The organism is Vibrio sp. PID23_8, from assembly GCF_003584965.1.
Lineage (GTDB): Bacteria > Pseudomonadota > Gammaproteobacteria > Enterobacterales > Vibrionaceae > Vibrio.
Map to the genome: position 1 here is coordinate 190,417 of NZ_LIXE01000002.1, position 19,010 is coordinate 209,426.

Annotated in this window: 18 protein-coding genes, 1 tRNA gene and 1 riboswitch; of the genes, 4 read left to right on the plus strand and 15 right to left on the minus strand. The window is 45.2% G+C overall.

Annotated elements, in window-relative coordinates; genetic code table 11:
- Positions 1–13: 13 nt before the first annotated feature.
- The 12 genes from AK966_RS04730 to moaA all read right to left on the minus strand — a co-directional run bounded on the left by AK966_RS04730 (position 14) and on the right by moaA (position 11,500).
- Positions 14–1,288 carry a DUF4010 domain-containing protein gene (locus AK966_RS04730; protein ID WP_119463632.1) on the minus strand — a complete coding sequence of 425 codons (1,275 nt, stop codon included), beginning with the start codon at positions 1,286–1,288 and terminating at the stop codon, positions 14–16.
- A gap of 133 nt (positions 1,289–1,421) precedes the next feature.
- A complete protein-coding gene (locus tag AK966_RS04735) occupies positions 1,422–2,363 on the minus strand; it encodes a glutathione S-transferase family protein (protein ID WP_119463633.1) in 942 nt (313 codons plus the stop codon).
- A 192-nt stretch (positions 2,364–2,555) separates the two neighbouring features.
- Positions 2,556–3,548 (minus strand): murein tripeptide/oligopeptide ABC transporter ATP binding protein OppF, encoded by a 993-nt coding sequence (gene oppF, locus AK966_RS04740; protein WP_310648443.1) that lies wholly within the window; start codon positions 3,546–3,548, stop codon positions 2,556–2,558.
- Positions 3,545–4,516 (minus strand): ABC transporter ATP-binding protein, encoded by a 972-nt coding sequence (locus AK966_RS04745; RefSeq protein WP_172438122.1) that lies wholly within the window; start codon positions 4,514–4,516, stop codon positions 3,545–3,547. Before AK966_RS04745 ends, oppF begins: the two co-directional genes overlap by 4 nt.
- Positions 4,517–4,547: 31 nt before the next feature.
- The gene (oppC, locus tag AK966_RS04750) at positions 4,548–5,450 is read right to left on the minus strand and encodes an oligopeptide ABC transporter permease OppC (protein ID WP_119463635.1); all 903 of its coding nucleotides are present in this window, start codon (positions 5,448–5,450) and stop codon (positions 4,548–4,550) included.
- A 15-nt stretch (positions 5,451–5,465) separates the two neighbouring features.
- Positions 5,466–6,386 carry an oligopeptide ABC transporter permease OppB gene (gene oppB / locus AK966_RS04755; RefSeq protein WP_010449365.1) on the minus strand — a complete coding sequence of 307 codons (921 nt, stop codon included), beginning with the start codon at positions 6,384–6,386 and terminating at the stop codon, positions 5,466–5,468.
- Positions 6,387–6,494: 108 nt separating this feature from the next.
- Complete coding sequence (locus AK966_RS04760; protein WP_099079504.1) at positions 6,495–8,126, minus strand: ABC transporter substrate-binding protein; 1,632 nt, start codon at positions 8,124–8,126, stop codon at positions 6,495–6,497.
- Positions 8,127–8,681: 555 nt separating this feature from the next.
- Positions 8,682–9,137 (minus strand): molybdopterin synthase catalytic subunit MoaE, encoded by a 456-nt coding sequence (gene moaE, locus AK966_RS04765; RefSeq protein ID WP_099079503.1) that lies wholly within the window; start codon positions 9,135–9,137, stop codon positions 8,682–8,684.
- A gap of 1 nt (position 9,138) precedes the next feature.
- Positions 9,139–9,396 carry a molybdopterin synthase sulfur carrier subunit gene (gene moaD / locus AK966_RS04770; protein WP_099079502.1) on the minus strand — a complete coding sequence of 86 codons (258 nt, stop codon included), beginning with the start codon at positions 9,394–9,396 and terminating at the stop codon, positions 9,139–9,141.
- The gene (moaC, locus tag AK966_RS04775) at positions 9,396–9,872 is read right to left on the minus strand and encodes a cyclic pyranopterin monophosphate synthase MoaC (RefSeq protein WP_099079501.1); all 477 of its coding nucleotides are present in this window, start codon (positions 9,870–9,872) and stop codon (positions 9,396–9,398) included. Before moaC ends, moaD begins: the two co-directional genes overlap by 1 nt.
- A 26-nt stretch (positions 9,873–9,898) precedes the next feature.
- Positions 9,899–10,411 carry a molybdenum cofactor biosynthesis protein B gene (moaB, locus tag AK966_RS04780; RefSeq protein ID WP_099079500.1) on the minus strand — a complete coding sequence of 171 codons (513 nt, stop codon included), beginning with the start codon at positions 10,409–10,411 and terminating at the stop codon, positions 9,899–9,901.
- 99 nt (positions 10,412–10,510) lie between these two features.
- Positions 10,511–11,500, minus strand: a complete 990-nt coding sequence (moaA, locus tag AK966_RS04785; protein WP_119463636.1) for a GTP 3',8-cyclase MoaA — start codon at positions 11,498–11,500, stop codon at positions 10,511–10,513.
- A riboswitch (molybdenum cofactor riboswitch) is annotated at positions 11,489–11,622 on the minus strand. It overlaps the preceding gene by 12 nt.
- 175 nt (positions 11,623–11,797) lie before the next feature.
- Between moaA and AK966_RS04790 the strand changes: the two genes are divergently transcribed.
- A complete protein-coding gene (locus tag AK966_RS04790) occupies positions 11,798–12,691 on the plus strand; it encodes a YvcK family protein (RefSeq protein ID WP_119463637.1) in 894 nt (297 codons plus the stop codon).
- Positions 12,692–12,765: 74 nt separating this feature from the next.
- Here the strand turns inward: AK966_RS04790 and luxU are convergent, their stop codons facing one another.
- The 3 genes from luxU to uvrB all read right to left on the minus strand — a co-directional run bounded on the left by luxU (position 12,766) and on the right by uvrB (position 16,854).
- A complete protein-coding gene (gene luxU, locus AK966_RS04795) occupies positions 12,766–13,107 on the minus strand; it encodes a quorum-sensing phosphorelay protein LuxU (protein WP_119463638.1) in 342 nt (113 codons plus the stop codon).
- Positions 13,104–14,507 (minus strand): quorum-sensing sigma-54 dependent transcriptional regulator LuxO, encoded by a 1,404-nt coding sequence (gene luxO / locus AK966_RS04800; protein ID WP_182852581.1) that lies wholly within the window; start codon positions 14,505–14,507, stop codon positions 13,104–13,106. The genes luxU and luxO overlap by 4 nt, the downstream gene beginning before the upstream one ends.
- Before the next feature lie 316 nt (positions 14,508–14,823).
- Positions 14,824–16,854 carry an excinuclease ABC subunit UvrB gene (gene uvrB, locus AK966_RS04805; RefSeq protein WP_099079496.1) on the minus strand — a complete coding sequence of 677 codons (2,031 nt, stop codon included), beginning with the start codon at positions 16,852–16,854 and terminating at the stop codon, positions 14,824–14,826.
- Between the two features lie 555 nt (positions 16,855–17,409).
- Here uvrB and AK966_RS04810 point away from each other — a divergent pair.
- The 3 genes from AK966_RS04810 (at position 17,410) to rsxB (ending at position 19,008) form a co-directional block, all read left to right on the plus strand.
- Positions 17,410–17,485, plus strand: a tRNA-Asn gene (locus tag AK966_RS04810).
- Positions 17,486–17,832: 347 nt separating this feature from the next.
- A complete protein-coding gene (gene rsxA, locus AK966_RS04815; protein WP_099079495.1) occupies positions 17,833–18,411 on the plus strand; it encodes an electron transport complex subunit RsxA in 579 nt (192 codons plus the stop codon).
- Positions 18,412–18,414: 3 nt separating this feature from the next.
- On the plus strand, positions 18,415–19,008 hold the full coding sequence (gene rsxB / locus AK966_RS04820) for an electron transport complex subunit RsxB (RefSeq protein WP_099079494.1): 594 nt from the start codon (positions 18,415–18,417) through the stop codon (positions 19,006–19,008).
- Positions 19,009–19,010: the final 2 nt, after the last annotated feature.

Consider the following 19,010-nt stretch of genomic DNA (forward strand, 5'->3'; position numbering starts at 1 on the left):
TTTTATTTTCGAATCAGTAAAAAGCAAAGAACAAACTGGCACCTAACAGCACACACCCAGTCATAACAGGCGCAACTTTAGACCACAACGCTTTATCTCCAATCGCCACCACCATCCCCATCTTCACAATGGTATTAACGGAAGCGGCAATCAAAATTCCCAGAGCGGCAGTAGTAACACTTAACGTCTGCGTGCTTTGACGCCCGAGCGCCAATGAGATGGCATCAACATCAGTGATCCCCGACAAGGCGGACAAAATTAATACCCCCGTATTACCTAACCAACCTGAAAGCGCATGGGAGAGCAACATGATCACGGCGAGTACGACACCAAATAATAACGCAGATTGGAGCGCTAATGGGTTGGTCTGCTTATTGGACTGTTCCACTTTCTCGACGTCACTCTTACGCCAAATCCACCATGCGGGTAAGTACAGTGCAACCATCATCGCAATCACAATCGGCCAAAGCAGTGCCACTAATTGAGGATTAATCACCGATAAGACAATTAGTAAACGTGGAAACATCGTGCCACAGCTAAGTAAAATTCCACTCGCCAATAGCGGGCTTATATTGGCTTGCTCACGAGAGAGGTGAGAAAACTGCAGGGTTAACGCAGTAGAAGAGCTCAAGCCTGCAAAAACCGAGGTAAACAAAATACCTCGCTTCGCACCACCAATTTTAATCGCGAAATAGCCGACAAAAGAGATACTGACAATCAATACCACCATCCACCAAATCTCATAGGGGTTGAGGGCTTTCCAAGGGCCATAGGCTTGGTTTGGAAGCAATGGCAGTAGAACAATTGAAATCAGTAGCAAACGCAAAGCGGCATCCAATTCATACTCTTGCAACCGCTGCAGGGCTTGGTGAAGTTCTTTTTTATTATCCAACACAATCGCGGTGATCACTGCTGCTGCTGCCGCAAGTACTATATCACCGAAGACAGCGAGGCTACCTAAAACAAAAGTGATGAGAAGGCTTACAACACCAGTAATACTGATGTCTTCACTCTTCTTCTGTTGGATGACAAAAGCAATACAGGCCAGCACCACAAGCGCAATCAGAGCAAACCCAAGCAATAAGGGAGAATAGCGCTCCGCGAGTATCCCAACCAATCCACCAAGTAAACCTACCAGTGAAAAAGTCCGAATCCCCGCAACACGGCTCCCTTCCACACTATTGCGCATCACCCAACCACGCTGAGTACCTACGATCGCACCGAGTAACAAAGCAATGAGCAGATTCCAAATAAGGTGCTCACCACTGACGAACTCATTGATATCCATACCCCACCTCAGTTCAAGATCGGTTGTTATATCATTAGTTTATGTTATCGGTAGGAAGAAGCTGTGATGGTGAGAAGATATTGAGAAAAAAGAAAAGCGCCACATCAATTGGCGCTTCTCAGAGGTTTCAAACTTAGATAGATTCTCGACCATGCGGCGACTCTAAATCCAAATCTGGACCTTTGGGCACAATCTGAGTTGGATTAATACCAGTGTGGCTAAAGTAATAATGACGCTTTATATGATAGAAGTCGGTTGTCTCTGCCACCCCTTCTACTTGGTACAACTCTTTCAAATAGCCCTGTATGTTTGGGTAATCGGCAATACGCTGTTTATTACACTTGAAATGGCCTACGTACACGGCATCAAAACGCACAAGCGTCGTAAACAAACGCCAATCTGCCTCAGTGATTTGATTACCTGCCAAGTAGCGATGCGTAGCCAAATGTACGTCGACTTTATCTAACGCAGCAAAGAGAGAGTCAAACGCTTCCTCGTACGCATCTTGCGTGGTTGCAAAACCACAACGGTACACACCATTATTGATGTTCGGATAAATGTAGTCGTTCCATTCATCTATCACGCTCTGAAGTTTCCCTGGGTAGTAATCGTCATGATTGCCCGTTAGGTCGTTAAACTCAGAGTTGAACATGCGGATGATCTCTGAGGACTCATTCGACACAATCGTATTGGTCTTCTTATCCCATAGAACAGGAACGGTAACGCGACCTGTGTAATCGGACTTGGCTTGAGTGTAGATTTGGTGCATGCGGGTGTGGCCGAATAGTGGTTCTGGTAACATCTGCCAGCCTTCACTTAGCATATCTGGGCATACCACGGTAACATCGATGTGTTTTTCTAGGCCTTTGAGTTTACGGAAGATCAGTGTGCGATGCGCCCACGGACAAGCGAGTGAAACATATAAATGGTAGCGACCCGACTCAGGCTGGAACGTCGCATCGGGTTTGTTCTTTATCCAGTTACGAAAACCTGCGTTTTCACGAACGAACTTACCACCGCTTGATTTTGTTTCGTACCATACATCGTGCCAAACACCTTCAACTAACTTACCCATGGCTGCTCCCCTGATATTCTGTTTTCAACTATATAAGTATATTAGAGATTCATGCACAGCTTAGAATCCGAGCATTTAGTCCATCTTGTTCAAGAATTTTGAATGAACCAAAGCAAACAGAAATCGCAGGCATAAAAAAAGCGCAACCCTATAAAAGGAGCCGCGCTTAAGCCCGTCACAGGCCGAATTTAATTACACCGCTACGTGCAAACAAGAGACTGCATGAATATCAGAACCTTGGATATTTGGTTTTGTCTTTGCACACTCATCCGTTGCTTGAGGACAGCGAGTACGGAATACACAACCCGATGGTGGGCTGATTGGAGAAGGCAGATCACCTTCTAACATCTGAATCTTCTTGCTGCGTTCAATTTCCGGATCTGGGATCGGAACAGCAGACATCAATGCACGTGTGTATGGGTGCTTTGGATCCGCAAACAGCGCTTCCGCTTCCCCCAGTTCAACCGCGTTACCTAGGTACATAACCAGTACACGGTCAGAGATGTGTTTCACGACTGACAAATCGTGCGCGATAAATACCAGTGAAAGACCCAACTCTTTTTGCAGCTCTTTCAGAAGGTTAACAACCTGAGCCTGAATCGATACGTCCAGTGCTGATACCGGTTCGTCACAGATGATCATCTTAGGCTTTAAAATCAGGGCACGTGCAATACCAATACGTTGACACTGACCACCAGAGAACTCGTGTGGGTAGCGGTTGATAACGTTTGGCAGTAGACCTACCTTCGCCATCATCTCTTTAACGCGGTCTTTCACTTCTTGCTTAGTCAGTTCTGGGAAGAACGTTTCTAGTGGCTCTGCGATGATGTCGCCCACTGTCATACGCGGGTTCAAAGAAGCCAAAGGATCTTGGAAAATCATTTGGATTTCTTTTCGCGTTTCACGGCGTTGCACTTCTTTCATCTTGGTGAGATCTTGTCCCATCCAAACTACTTGGCCATCCGTCGCTTCAACTAGACCGATAATGGCACGAGCGAACGTCGACTTACCACAGCCAGACTCACCTACTACCCCCAGCGTTTCACCTTCGTACAGGCGTACGTTTACGCCATCAACTGCTTTTAGGCTGGAAGGCTTTGACCACGGCCATGCGGATTTTGATGCAATACTGAAGTGAACTTTCAGATCAGATACATCCAGAATTAGTTTTTTATCTGTACTCATTTGCTCCAAGCCTCCCATTCAGAAAAACATGCACGCTGACGGCCATCACCAAATGGTGTCAGAATTGGTGCTTCACGTTTACAACGATCCATCACACGGTGGCAGCGATCTTGGTAAGGACAGCCAGGTGGTAGGCGAAGCAAGTTTGGTGGATTGCCTGGAATCGTTGGCAGAATCTCGCCTTCTGTATCCAGACGAGGGATAGCCTTCAACAGACCTTCCGCGTAAGGGTGACTTGGGTTGTAGAAGATTTCGTTCACTGTGCCGTACTCCATGGTACGACCCGCGTACATGACAAGTACTTTGTCACAAGAACCCGCTACGACACCAAGATCATGCGTGATCATGATGATTGCCGTGTTGAACTCAGATTTAAGTTCGTTCAGCAGGTCCATGATCTGCGCTTGAACCGTTACGTCCAATGCCGTCGTTGGCTCATCCGCAATAAGCAGCTTTGGACGACACAGCAGCGCCATTGCGATCATTACACGCTGACGCATACCGCCTGAGAACTCGTGTGGGTACATGGTGATACGCTTACGAGCTTCTGGGATTTTTACCGCTTCAAGCATGCGAACAGACTCTTCGAACGCTTCTGCTTTGCCCATACCTTTGTGCAGCATCAGTACTTCCATCAACTGATCACTGACTTTCATGTATGGGTTAAGAGACGTCATCGGGTCTTGGAAGATCATTGCGATCTGTTCAGCACGAACCTTGTTCAGCTCTTTTTCTGGAAGGTTAAGGATTTCTCGACCTTCAAATTTCGCGCTACCAGAGATAATACCGTTCTTAGCCAGTAGACCCATGATCGCGAATACAGTTTGTGACTTACCTGAACCAGACTCGCCTACGATACCTAGTGTCTCACCTTGATTCAGAGCGAAGTTCAAATCGTTTACTGCGGTTACGATACCATCTTGCGTGGTAAATTCGACGCGCAGATCTTTGACATCTAATAAACTCATCATTGCTTCCTTTATTCTTTCTATTTTTTAATTATCTGTCTTTTGGATCCAGCGCATCGCGCAGACCGTCACCAACGTAGTTGAAGCAGAATAGAGTCACAACCATGAATGCTGCTGGGAAAGCCAGCTGCCAGATTGCCACTTCCATTGTTTGCGAACCTTCTTGTAGAAGTGCGCCCCAACTTGTCATTGGTTCCTGTACACCAAGACCAAGGAATGAAAGGAATGATTCAGTCAGAATCATGCTTGGGATAAGTAGGGTTGAGTAAACCGCTACGATGCCCAGTACGTTTGGCACGATATGGCGAGTGATGATCTTCCACTTGCTCACACCACAAACGTGTGCCGCTTCAATAAACTCTTTACTACGTAGGCTTAGCGTTTGACCACGTACGATACGAGCCATATCTAGCCATGCGATAGCACCGATAGCGACGAAGATAAGAACGATGTTACGGCCGAAGAATGTTACCAGCACGATAACCAGGAACATGAACGGAACGGCGTATAGGATTTCAAGAATACGCATCATGATACGGTCAACTTTACCGCCAATGAAGCCAGAAGCTGCACCGTAAAGCGTACCAATCACAACCGCAACCAATGCACCCAAAACACCGACCATCAGAGAGATACGGCCGCCAATCAGCGTACGAACGTAAAGATCACGACCTAAACTGTCCGTACCAAACCAGTGATCCGCGTTTGGACCAACGTGCATCGCGTACCAATCGGTATCATCGAATGCGTAAGGAGCCATCATCGGCAAGAAGATAACCGCAAGGGTCATCAATGTAAGGATAAACAAGCTAACCATTGCCGCTTTGTTGCGCATAAAGCGGATGCGGGCATCTTGCCATAAGCTACGACCTTCAACTTCTAGGCTTTCTGCAAATTGCTCGACCGCTTGAAGATTCTCTTTTTTCGTTAACATAACCATACTTCCCTGTTAGTAGCGAATTTTCGGGTCAATCATTGCTAGCAGAATATCAACGATCGCATTGAACAGAATGAATAGGAAACCAATAAGGATGGTGACTCCCATTACTAACGAATAGTCACGGTTAAAGGCTGCATTTACGAACAGCTTACCGATGCCAGGTAGACCAAAGATGGTCTCAACAACCACCGAGCCGGTAATAATGCCGACAAACGCTGGTCCCATGTAGGACACAACTGGAAGTAGAGCTGGTTTTAATGCGTGCTTCAGGATGATGTAACGGTAACTTAGACCTTTCGCACGAGCTGTACGGATAAAGTTACTGTTCAATGTCTCAATCATTGAACCACGAGTGATACGAGCAAACGTGGCGACATAAAGCAGTGACATAGCAATCACAGGAAGCACCAAATATTGCCATGAGCCATCATGCCAACCACCCGCAGGGAATAAATTCCAGTGGAGCGAGAACAAGTAAATCAAAGCTGGTGCCAACACAAACGATGGCATTACGACCCCGAGCATCGCCGTCGACATAATGGTGTAATCAAGCCACGAGTTTTGTTTGAGCGCGGCTATAGTCCCGATCGTCACCCCCAGAATTACCGTGAAGATAAAGGCAATGAAACCCACCTTCGCCGATACGGGTAGCGCTACCGAGATTAGCTCGTTTACTGTGTAATCTAAGTATTTAAATGAAGGACCAAAGTCACCTTGGATAACGTTAGTCAAGTACGTGGTGTACTGCTCAAACACTGGCTTATCTAGGCCGTATTTAGCTTCAATGTTGGCCATAACTTCTGGCGGTAATGGACGCTCGCTCGAGAATGGGTTACCCGGTGCGAAACGCATAAGAAAGAAAGATACGGTGATCAAAACCAACATTGTTGGGATCGCCTCAAATATCCTTTTTGCGATGAATTTAAGCATAAACTCACTCTTTCAGTCTGTGACAGTTAAAAAAAATTGATGATAGGCACCGCACGTCCCTTAATGGGACGTGTGGGCCTTATTCTTATAGTCTTGAAGCGACTTTAATTAGTCTGCTTTGATGTAAAGATCTTTGGTGTAGATCTTTTCTTCCGCGTTGTTAGCAGGGAAACCACCAACGTGCGGGTTTAGTAGACGAGAACGAACATACTGATAAATAGGCGCGATAGGCATATCTTTCGCCATCAGTTGCTCAGCTTCTAGGTAGATCTTGGTACGCTCTTCTTCTGAAGTCGATTTGATCGCTTTGTCGATCAGAGCATCGTACTCTTTGTTACCCCAGTGCTGGCCACCAGTGGTGTTCGAGCTAACCATAAGGGTTAGGAATGAAGATGCTTCGTTGTAGTCGCCACACCAACCAGCGCGCGCGACTTCGAAATCACCTTGGTCTTTAGTAGATAGGTAAGTTTTCCACTCTTGGTTTTCTAGCGTTACGTCTAGACCTAGAGTTTTCTTCCACATAGAACCCAGCGCTACCGCTAGTTTCTTGTGGTTCTCATCTGTGTTGTATAGAAGAGAGAACTTAAGCGGGTTGTCTTTACCGTAACCTGCTTCTGCCAATAGGCGTGCCGCCTCTTCGTTACGCTCTTTTTGCGTCATCTTACCGTAAGTTGGAAGCTCAGGGTTAAAGTGCGCTGTGATTTCAGGCGTTAGGAAGTAAGCTGGTTTTTGGCCTTGGCCAAGAATTGCATTTGCTACGATGTTACGGTCAATCGCGTAAGAAATCGCTTTACGAATGCGAACGTCGTTGAACGGCTCTTTATTAGTGTTGAATGAGTAGTAGTAAGTGCATAGGCTGCCTTCAACCGATACTGACTCAGGGTATTCTTTCTTCAGACGCTTAAAGTGCTCAGTCGGCAGTTTAGACGTGAAGTCGATTTCACCAGATAAGAAACGGTTCATTTCAGCAACGCCGTTCTCGATTGGAAGGTACGTTACTTTGTTGATAACTGTCTTATCGTTATCCCAGTATTCGTTGTTACGAACAAGCTCTAGACGCTCGTTCACAACCCAGTTGTTTACCACATAAGCGCCGTTACCTACAAAGTTTTCTGGTTTCGTCCATTGATCACCAAACTTCTCAACTGTCGCTTTGTGTACTGGTTTCATTGTTGTGTGACCAGCCATCATTACAAAGTAAGGAACCGCTGTGTCTAGTTCAACCACTAATGTGTGGTCGTCAGTCGCTTTAACACCTAGCTCGCTCTTGTCTTTCTTACCTGCAACGATGTCTTTCGCGTTTTTCATCTTGGTGTATTCCATGTACCAAGAGTATGGCGAAGCGGTTGCAGGATCGACGGCACGCTGCCAGCTGTATACGAAGTCTTGTGCTGTTACAGGATCGCCGTTAGACCATTTAGCGTCTTTACGTAGGTGGAAAGTGAAAGTTTTGTTGTCTGAGGTTTCCCAGCTCTCTGCTACACCAGGGATAGTGTCGCCGTCTGCATTTTGGTTCACTAAGCCTTCAAGAAGATCACGAATCACATGTGATTCTGGAACACCTTGAGATTTATGCGGGTCAATTGTTGCAACTTCAGTACCGTTACCACGAACGATTTCTTGTTTGTCAGCTAGTTTAGTGCCTGCTGGAACGTCAGCAGCGAAAGCGGTAGTAGAAGAGGCAGCCACTGCCAGACCAGCGCCTAAAAGAAGGGCTTTGGTGATTTTATTCTTGTACATGCGTAAAACTCCAAGTTTTTCATTAGCATCCATGACTTCTCTGCAAGGGACTGGTACGGTCAGTATTTTAGAAGTTTTTAGTGCACTTTTTGAGCACAAAATTCTAAAGCCTTACAAAGACTGCGGCACACATTAGCAACCATTGAAGTAATTTGCCACAAAGAGGTAGCAAAAAAAACAATAATTTTGTAAATAGCACGTAAAACTAGTAATAAATACCACCATAAAAGCATTAAATAGAGAAATACGGATTCGAACTCTTATTTGGCAGGTGAAACTTTCGATAAATCTAACTTCAAACCTATCAATAGCATCTTATGCTAGATACATGTAAAAAAGTTAACATTTATGACACATTGAATCTAATAAATGCTTGCATATATTCCGTTAGATATTTTTTATTGTGAACAAGATCATCGAGAGGAGAAACAAAGAAAAGATGTTGATTTTGAAGGGGAATCATGGAACAAATACAGGCATTTTTTGCCCTTAAAAAAAGCCAGGCGCTATTAACACCTAGCTTTGGAAGATTGGTTAGCAGAATAAAAAACTGCCCTACTTTTCCCAACGCTGTGCCGCTTGGTGATCGGTATCACGTGATTCAATCCAGCGATTTTCACTGGTCGTGCGTTCTTTTTTCCAGAATGGCGCCTTGGTCTTTAGGAAGTCCATGATGAACTCACAAGCATCAAATGCCGCACCACGGTGTGCACTAGAGACACCAACGAAAACAATTTGATCGCCAGTATCGAGATCGCCTACACGGTGAATCACACGAATACCCAGTAATGGCCAACGAGATTCTGCTTCATTGCAGATATCAATCAGGCTTTTCTCTGTCATTCCAGGATAATGTTCCAGATGCAGTCCAATCACATTATCGCCAAGGTTCATGTCACGAACTTTACCGATAAAAGTCACCACTGCCCCCGAAGCCGTCCCTTCTGATAGACGTAGGTATTCTTGATCAACAGAGAAATCTTCTGCCTGCACAGATACGCGAGGATCCATTTTAGCCTCCCGTTACTGGCGGAAAAAATGCGACTTCATCACCCGCTTTCACTTCAGTGTCTAGCGGAACGATAGATTGATTTACCGCAGCCAGTAACTTGCCTGGCTCAAGCGCTAAGTCCCACTTGCCTTCTTTAGCCGCGCCATTCTCTACAAGATGAGCACGAATCGCTTCAACACTGTTGAACTGACCTTCTAGCTCAAGACCATCAATACCAACAAGCTCACGTGTTTGGGCAAAGAAAAGTACTTTAATCATTATTCCGCCTTGAAGTGACCCGATTTACCGCCTGTCTTCTCAAGCAGACGAACTTGACCAATAACCATGTCTTTTTGCACGGCTTTACACATATCGTAAATCGTTAGCGCCGCCACAGAAGCAGCCGTTAGCGCTTCCATCTCAACTCCGGTTTTGCCTGCCAGTTTACACACAGACTCGATACGTATTTTGTTTTCCGCTTTGATCGCTTCCAATTGTACTTCAACTTTAGAAAGCAATAGTGGGTGGCAAAGTGGGATCAAATCCCATGTTTTCTTCGCCGCTTGGATACCCGCGATACGAGCAGTCGCAAACACATCACCTTTGTGGTGTTGACCAGATACGATCAGTTGCAGTGTTGCTGGCGCCATGTGTACAAATGCTTCGGCACGTGCTTCACGAACGGTTTCCGCTTTGGCAGATACGTCGACCATGTTTGCTTCGCCAGACGCATTGATATGTGTAAATTGGGTCATTGTTTTTCCTTCGCTTTTAGGAAAGGTTATACAGATAGATGTGGCATAAAGTTACAAGGGCGGTGGCTTGCATCCAACTGCTGCTTGATGATTTTCGTCCAACCTGTGCGGCATGCACCTGTAGAACCAGGCATAGCAAAGATAACCGTGTGGTTAGCAAAACCGGCAATCGCGCGAGATTGAATCGTTGAAGTACCGATCTCCTCAAAAGAAACCATACGGAATAGTTCACCAAAACCTTCCACTTCTTTGTCGAATAGAGGCTTAAGAGCTTCTGGCGTGCTGTCACGTGAAGTAAAACCCGTACCGCCAGTGATCATGATTGCTTGTACGTTTTCGTCCGCAATCCACTGAGAAACAATCGCACGGATCTTGTACATATCATCAATCACGATCTGCTTGTCTACTACGTTATGACCCGCTTCTTTCGCATGCTCAACTAAATAGCCACCCGAAGTATCGTTTTCTTCAGTACGAGTGTCAGATACCGTAAGAACGGCAATGTTTGCAGCTTGGAATTTGCTTTCAGCGTGACCCATTTGTTCACCTATTCTCTAATTTGCTTTGATACGCAAGGTATCAATTCTGGAAAAATCACTAGAAGCCACGTCAGCTCCCGGTGTAAAATCTGATTGGAATTAACCGCCGATAGACGCAAGATGAGGCGTCATACCGGTATTGCCGTCGTGCAAGAAGTGACTAACGGATTTCGTTTGCAGTTGCGCTTGAATACGCTCAATCAATTCATTCTCTTGCTCGTCACGTTCTAATAGATCACGTAATTCCACGCCATGTTCACCGAACAGACATAAATGCAGTTTACCCATAGCCGATACACGAAGTCGGTTACAGCTCTCACAGAAGTCTTTTTCATACGGCATGATCAAGCCAATTTCACCCTTGTAATCCGGATGAACGAAGACCTGTGCCGGGCCATCGTTGTGAGAGCGAACTTTAAGTAACCAACCGTTAGCGATTAATTGATTTCGGATAGCGACACCAGAGACATGGTGCTTCGCAAACAACTCATCCATTTCTCCCGTCTGCATTAATTCGATAAAACGCAATTGGATTGGACGATTTTTAATCCAGTGAAGAAAAGCAGGCAGCTCGTTGTGGTTGAGATCTTTCATCAGTACCACGTTAACTTTGACTTGTTCATAACCCACTTCAAATGCGCGCTCGATACCATTCATCACTTCCTTGAACTTATTTTCACCAGTGATTTGGTGGAACATGCGAGGGTCAAGGCTATCCACACTGACATTAATGTGTGTCAGACCAGCGTCACGCCAATCAGTAACTTGCTTCGCCATGCGGTAACCATTGGTCGTTGTTGCGACTTTTTTGATACCTGGCGTGGTTGCGACAGAGTGGATAATGTCAGTAAAGTCCTTACGCAAACTCGGCTCACCGCCTGTAATACGTACTTTTGAGGTACCACAATCGGCAAACGCTCTCACGACGCGTTTGATCTCTGGAAGCGATAAAAAAGACGAGTTTTTACTGCCCGAAGGTTTATAACCATCAGGAAGACAATAGGTACATTTGAAATTACATACATCAGTCACAGACAGACGCAAGTAATAGAACTTACGATGAAATTTGTCTTCGAATTGTTGCGCCACGGAACACCTTTCCAAACACGGGAGGCATGCTCATTTCCAATCATGCCCTTGTGACAGTATGTCACTGGCTCAAAACGCCTATCCTTCGACTTAGCATAGTGAGCTCGGAGTTATGGCAACCAGAGAGAAGCCTCTCTGATAGCTTTGCTGAGTAAAATACTTAATATTCGTAATGGAATCCAGACTTAAGCCATAAAAAAACGCTTTATAAACACAATTTACCGCTTATTAAGTACCCTTACCGCCATCATTAAGTTAAATTGTAGCCGTTTTATAGCAAATGATTAGAAGAACGTAATGAATATCTACACCGATAAGAAACTCGTCGCCGTTGGCGGTGGTCACGGTTTGGGCCGAATGTTGGCGGCCCTCAAAGATTTTTCTGGTAACGCAACAGGCATTGTCGCAACAACCGACAATGGTGGCTCTACTGGGCGTATTCGCCACTGCCAAGGCGGTATTGCGTGGGGAGACACTCGTAACTGTATTAACCAGCTCATTACTGACCCTTCGATCAGCTCCATGATGTTCGAATATCGCTTTAAGGGAGCAGGTGAACTAGACGGGCATAACCTTGGTAACTTGATGCTCACTGCGCTAGACAACCTATCGGTCCGCCCACTCGACGCCATTAACCTGATCCGCAATATGTTGAAAGTTGATGTGAATATTCTGCCAATGTCTGAGCACCCATCGGATCTGACTGCACTTTCCGTTAACGGTCAGTTAGTCACCGGTGAAACCAACATTGATGATATGGATACCGATTTACGCCGTTTGGACCTTTCTCCAGAAGTGCCCGCTACGAAAGAAGCAATAACTGCGCTCGCCGAAGCCGATGCGATTATTCTTGGTCCTGGTAGCTTTCTAACCAGCATTATGCCTCCATTACTATTACCAGAGTTGGGAAAAGCGATTGCCGCAAATCAGAGAGCAAAAGTGATTTTTGTTGCCAATCTCAGCCCTGAATACGGTCCGGCAGGTCGTATGACCATGAAGCAAAAACTGGAGTGGTGTGAACGCGCGTGCCAAGGAAGAAAAATCGATGTCGTACTTGCAGAAGAAGCCGAACCACAAGTCTTAGATAAGTGGAACGTGGTCACTGAATCTCTAGCGTCAACCAATCGCGATTGGCGCCATGACCGCGAAAAACTGAAGTTGGCGATTGAAAATCAATTACTTGAAAAATAAGCCCCCTCCTTGCATGCAAAAGCCTTTCACCAACGTGAAGGGCTTCGTATTTTATACGCGAGGATCCGAAATGGTTACGTCCACAAGCAATAAGCATCACGTGTAACGCGCAACAAATCTAACATCATCGCTATCTCTTCACAGTCTTCACCTAGTTCATCAGCTTTCGCTTTCTTATCGATATCAGTGGCTAAAGCGCATAACCGATCCGCACCAAAACTCGCAGCGCTGCTTTTCAACGCATGACTGATCTCTTTCAAATACACCAACTGTTCTGTATGGTGATTCTGAGATAAATGAACGATATAGCTATCCATTTCCCCTAGGAAAATTTCAAGCAATACCGGTACGTTATCTCTACCAATTTCGGCTGCAAGTTCGTCTATCTTTTGCTGATTTAATACGCCCATGCTCATGCGTTTTGTCTTTCCACCTTGCTATTCCAAGCTTGCAACTTACGATAAATGGTTGATGGGCTGACATCCAAATAACCAGCAGCTCGGGGAATATTTCCATCACAAGCTTGTATCGCTTGTTCAATTGCCATTTTTTCACTCATCCATAACGGCATAATATCTGAGGCCATCATTGATTTTGGATGAACAGCACTTATCATCGATTGACTTACAAATGGTTGGTTCAATGGTGGTGGCAGCATGTCCAGCGTAATTTCTTTACCGTTGTTCAACACCACAATATTACGCAACACGTTTTGTAACTGACGAACGTTACCCGGCCACTCGTAACGATTAAATTTATCGATGACATCTGGCGAGAAACGAGCAAAACTCTTCCCCTCTTCGTGAGACATGTACCCTAATAACGAATAAGCAATCTCAATCACGTCTTCCCCACGCTCACGCAATGGTGGTAAATGTAATGGAATCACATACAGGCGATAGTATAGGTCCTCACGAAAACGACCTTCTTGAACTTCCTTCCATGGGTCACGATTGGTGGCACACACAAAGCGAACATCCACACTCTTCATTTTCGAAGAGCCCACTTTTTGAAATGTACCAGTCTGGATGAAACGTAACAATTTGGTTTGCAGTTCCAAATCCATTTCACATAATTCATCCAGAAACAGAGTGCCGCCGTCGGCCAACTCAGCCGCCCCTTGGCGATCATTCGCGGCGCCCGTAAACGCACCTTTCACATGGCCAAACAACTCACTCTCTATCAGATCTTTAGGGATAGCGGCACAGTTAATGGCGATAAACGGTTTATCTCCGCGCTTGCTTGCTGCATGAATCGCTTCTGCACACACCTCTTTACCAGTGCCACTTTCACCAGTAATAAAAATACTCGCTTTACTGCTGGCCGCTGAATCAATAGTACGATAAACCTGTTGCATCGTTTGGCTACTGCCAATGAAGCCTTGATAGTTCAGGTTGCCCGGATTATCCGATTCATTTTTCATTTTTGTTGCTTTACGAATCGCATTATTTACAGTAACGCGTAGACGATCCGCTTCACAAGGTTTGATAAGGAAATCTTGTGAACCATGACGCATCGCCTCTACTGCTGTATCAATAGATCCATGAGCCGTCATGAAAATGATCGGGACGTCTGGATGACTTTCCTTGACCTCATGTAATACGTTCATGCCCGTCATGTCAGGTAAACGAAGGTCAAGCAGAATGAGATCGGGAATCCGGTGTTTTAGGCTTTCAATTGCGTCTCTACCTGTTCCAACAATGTGGATATCTATACCTAATGGCGTTAGGTAAGAGCGGTACAGTGCCGCAACGGATGCGGTATCTTCAACCATCAAAAGGTAACGTGACTTCGGACCAGGTTGGTTTTGTTGCATATGCTAGCTAACTTTTTGTTGTGTTTCACACAATAATCGCATTGCGCATTGCATTTTGCAAATCCACGTAATTCATAATATGGCTACATCAACATAAGAATCTAAGTATCAAGCGTTTATAAACTGGCACAGTCGATGCTGAGCGTATATTGACCCTTCGGGTCACCTCGCCAACTGACGTTGTTCGTGAACGCAACAAGCTGTTCACAAAACAAGCCAATAGAGCTTACTCCCTATTGGCTTATTTTTTATCTACTTTATTGGTGGAAAATACCCAAGCACATCTTAGCGCTTGGGCAAAGAGTGAGCTATTGGGTTAACTATTTGCAATAAACTGCGCGCGAAGCTTCTCTATCTCATCGCGTTTTTGTGCCGCTAGTTCAAACTCAAGATCCTGAGCATGCTGGTACATGGCGGCTTCCAAACGACTGATCTCTTTTTCAAGTTGCTGGGGCGACATGACCTCGTAATTCTGAGCATCCTCTGCCACTTTTGACAATGGCACTTGCTTGTTGTTGCGCTGACGCTTGGACTTAGTGATATCACCCAACTCCAGGATGTCTTTAATATTCCGTTTCAGCGCCTGTGGCTCAATCCCCATCTCTGCGTTATAGGCTTTTTGTTTTTCACGACGACGATCAGTTTCCTCCATTGCTTTCTTCATTGATTTGGTAATCGAATCGGCATAAAGAATTGCCTTACCACTAATGTTTCGCGCTGCACGGCCAATGGTCTGAATCAGCGAACGTTCAGAACGTAAAAAGCCCTCTTTATCCGCATCAAGAATCGCTACTAGCGAGACTTCTGGCATATCCAAACCTTCTCGTAGCAAGTTAATACCCACCAACACATCAAATTCACCCAAGCGTAGATCGCGGATGATTTCTACACGTTCAACTGTATCAATATCAGAGTGGAGGTAACGCACACGAACATCATGCTCATGCAGATATTCAGTTAAATCCTCCGCCATGCGTTTAGTTAATGTAGTGACTAGAACACGCTCATCTTTCGCGGCACGAATGCGGATCTCTGACAACAAGTCATCGACCTGTGTAGTCACGGAGCGAACTTCCAGCTCAGGATCCAACAGGCCTGTCGGACGAACCACCTGATCAGCAATTTCACCCGCAGACTTTTCAAGTTCATAATTCCCCGGCGTCGCAGAAACGAATATGGTCTGTGGGGAGATTGACTCAAATTCTTCAAATTTCATTGGGCGGTTATCAAGCGCAGACGGAAGACGAAAACCAAATTCCACCAGCGTCTCTTTACGTGAACGATCCCCTTTATACATCGCGCCAATCTGCGGTACGGTCACGTGGGACTCATCAATGATAAGTAAGCCATCGTGAGGTAAATAATCAAACAGTGTCGGTGGCGGCTCACCCTCAGCACGCCCACTCAAATAACGAGAGTAGTTCTCAATGCCCGAACAAAAGCCGAGTTCGTTCATCATTTCAATATCAAATTGGGTACGCTGGCTAATCCGTTGTTCTTCCAAAAGCTTGTTGTTATCCAACAATTGCTTTTTACGCATTTCAAGTTCAACTTTGATTTTTTCGATCGCTTCAAGTACGCGATCTCGTGGAGTAACATAATGCGTTTTGGGATAAATCGTATAACGCGGTAAATCACGCTGTTTGACCACGCCAGTCAGTGGATCGAATACGCTGATACAATCCACCTCATCATCAAACATCTCAATACGTACTGCATCTTGATCTGATTCTGCCGGGAAGATATCAATCACTTCCCCTCGAACACGGAACTGACCGCGCTCAAACGCCACGTCATTGCGCGAGTATTGTAGCTCTGCGAGACGACGTAACATATCACGCTGATCGATCACATCACCACGACGCAAATGAAGCATCATCTGCAAGTAAGCTTCTGGGTCACCCAGACCATAGATAGCAGAAACAGAAGCAACAATAATGGCGTCTTTACGTTCTAATAGTGCTTTGGTTGCCGACAAGCGCATCTGCTCTATATGTGCATTAACCGACGCATCTTTCTCAATGAAGGTGTCGGTGGTCGGAACATAAGCTTCTGGTTGATAATAGTCGTAGTAAGAGACGAAGTACTCCACGGCGTTATTAGGAAAGAATGACTTCATTTCTCCATACAGCTGTGCAGCAAGCGTTTTGTTGGGGGCAAGCAAGATGACCGGTCGCTGAGACTCAGCAATCACATTTGCTAACGTGAACGTTTTGCCCGACCCCGTTACACCCAAAAGGGTTTGGTGAGCGAGGCCCGCATCTATCCCTTCTAGCAACTGCTTAATGGCAGCTGGTTGATCACCTGATGGCTGATAATCAGAAACCAGTTCATACACTTTACTCATACCCTTCCTCGAAACTACTGCACTTGGTCTGTATATATACACCTTTGTAGGCGAAATCTATCCCAGGCTATGTTTTATCGCCAATTGTTATGAAATTTTGCACTTTGTTGACTTTATTCTAGCCTTCTTCATGCGGCTCTGATATAGTCCTCCGCCCTAGTTGATGAATCCCCAAACTCATCACATTATAGTGTCCACACCTTTTCCCCAGAAATACCCAAAAACTATCTTTATCCCCAAAAAACTGTTTTTTATTCACTTCGAATAAATTTGACACAATTAAAATAAATCATTGTTTTAGCTAGTTATTATACACATTCATTTACCTGAAACATCAGAAAAAATAAAACAAGTTGCATAATAAGCAAGGTTACTCAGAATTCATCAACATAGTTATCCACAATTTTAGTGGATAACTATCACTAGCCCTTTACTGCCAATGAGTGCGAAAAAGTAAAGACCGAAATTCATTTTTTTCTCATCAAATTATGTTTTTTAGTATTGACACCCTAGTATCACCTCGGTAAGATTCGTCCCGCTTTCAAGCAAAGCAATTCCTCCTTAGCTCAGTTGGTAGAGCGACGGACTGTTAATCCGCAGGTCGCTGGTTCGAGCCCAGCAGGAGGAGCCAAATTCCCAATAGAGCCGTGTCATATGACACGGCTTTTTTCGTATCTAGCGGTGGCTGACTTTTCCAAGAGACGACTGCAGACCGAATTGTCACACCGTCTTACTTACTTCATTAGCTCTTCCTATCAAATACACCAAAACAATTACGTGTTAAATCAGCAGTGGTAATGGCGTTTTTCTTTGTTAACAATCATTCATCAGACTTTTCAATTTCTTATTAATTCATCCGCTCACATCACATACACGTATAATTTTCCATCGTGTGCATAAAACCACATCGTTCACTGGTTGTTATTGGTGTCACAAAACACGATAATATTGAGATCGGATTTTAAGAACGTATGAACTATGACCGAATATATTTTGTTGTTAGTCGGCACTGTGTTGGTGAACAACTTTGTACTGGTAAAGTTTTTAGGCTTGTGTCCTTTTATGGGCGTGTCTAAAAAACTGGAAACAGCCATTGGCATGGGCTTAGCGACAACTTTTGTACTAACGCTCGCGTCTGTGTGTGCATACCTAGTGGAAAGCTATGTATTGCGTCCACTAGGCATCGAATATTTACGAACCATGAGCTTTATTTTGGTGATCGCTGTTGTTGTACAGTTCACCGAAATGGTTGTGCACAAAACCAGCCCGACACTTTACCGTCTGTTGGGTATCTTCCTGCCATTGATCACCACAAACTGTGCGGTTCTGGGTGTTGCTCTGCTTAACATCAACGAGAACCACAACTTTATCGAATCGATCATTTACGGCTTTGGCGCTGCCGTTGGCTTCTCTTTCGTACTGATCCTATTTGCATCAATGCGCGAACGTATTGCGGCCGCTGATGTGCCTGTGCCTTTTAAAGGCGCGTCGATTGCGATGATCACCGCAGGCCTTATGTCTCTTGCCTTTATGGGCTTTACAGGTTTGGTGAAGTAAACGATGAGTACCATTTTAATTGCGATCATCGTTCTTGCTGCTCTTGCCGCTGTCTTCGGAGCCATCCTTGGTTTTGCATCGATTCGCTTCAAAGTCGAAGCGGATCCGATTGTCGATCAAATTGACTCTATTCTTCCGCAAACTCAGTGTGGTCAATGTGGCTACCCAGGCTGTCGTCCATACGCTGAAGCGATCGCTAACGGCGATAAAATCAATAAGTGTCCTCCTGGTGGTCAAGCAACCATTGAAAAACTGGCGGATCTGATGGGCGTTGAAGCGGAAGAATCAGCACACGATCTCGATAACAAAGTCAAAACCGTTGCTTTCATCCATGAAGACATGTGTATCGGATGTACCAAGTGTATTCAAGCGTGTCCGGTGGATGCGATTGTCGGTGGTACCAAAGCACTTCATACCGTTATCAAAGACGAGTGTACCGGTTGTGACTTGTGTGTTGCTCCTTGTCCAACTGACTGTATTGAGATGATTCCTGTGGAAACCACCACAGAGAGCTGGAAGTGGAAGCTTAACGCTATTCCAGTAGTTAACATTACGGATGCTGCCAACGCAGCGAACGTGACTGATTCAATTAAATAAGG